The organism is Aquicoccus porphyridii, from assembly GCF_008369105.1.
GTDB lineage: Bacteria > Pseudomonadota > Alphaproteobacteria > Rhodobacterales > Rhodobacteraceae > Aquicoccus > Aquicoccus porphyridii.
The window spans coordinates 1-432 of the sequence record NZ_VINQ01000141.1 but is presented as its reverse complement, the minus strand read 5'-3'; the positions used below and the strand labels follow the sequence as shown (position 1 = coordinate 432).

Here is a 432-nt window from a genome sequence, read left to right as displayed (position 1 = left end):
AACGGCTACATCATTCCGGGCCTGGGCGACGCCGGCGACAAGATCTTCGGTACCAAGCAGAAGGAAGCCTGAACATGGGCGATGCCTTCCAGGAGCCGCTCTGGCGCCAGGTGCTGTCAGGCGCGCAGATGCTGTTCGTCGCCTTCGGCGCGCTGGTGCTGATGCCGCTGATCACCGGTCTGGATCCCAACGTCGCGCTGTTCACCGCCGGCCTCGGGACCCTGCTGTTCCAATTGGTGACCGGGCGCCAGGTACCGGTGTTCCTCGCCTCCAGCTTCGCCTTCATCACCCCGATCATCCTCGCCAAGGGCCAGTTCGGCCTGGCCGCGACCATGGGCGGGGTGGTCGCCGCCGGCTTCGTCTACACCTTCATGGGCCTGGCGGTGAAGATCAAGGGCACCGGCTTCATCGATAAACTGCTGCCGCCGGTGG

The 432-nt window shown here is 65.5% G+C and carries 1 protein-coding gene; it reads left to right on the top strand.

Features of this window, described 5'->3' with window-relative positions:
- Positions 1 to 74: 74 nt before the first annotated feature.
- Positions 75 to 432 (top strand): solute carrier family 23 protein (locus tag FLO80_RS23935; RefSeq protein WP_281287072.1); only part of this gene is annotated, 358 nt, incomplete at its 3' end.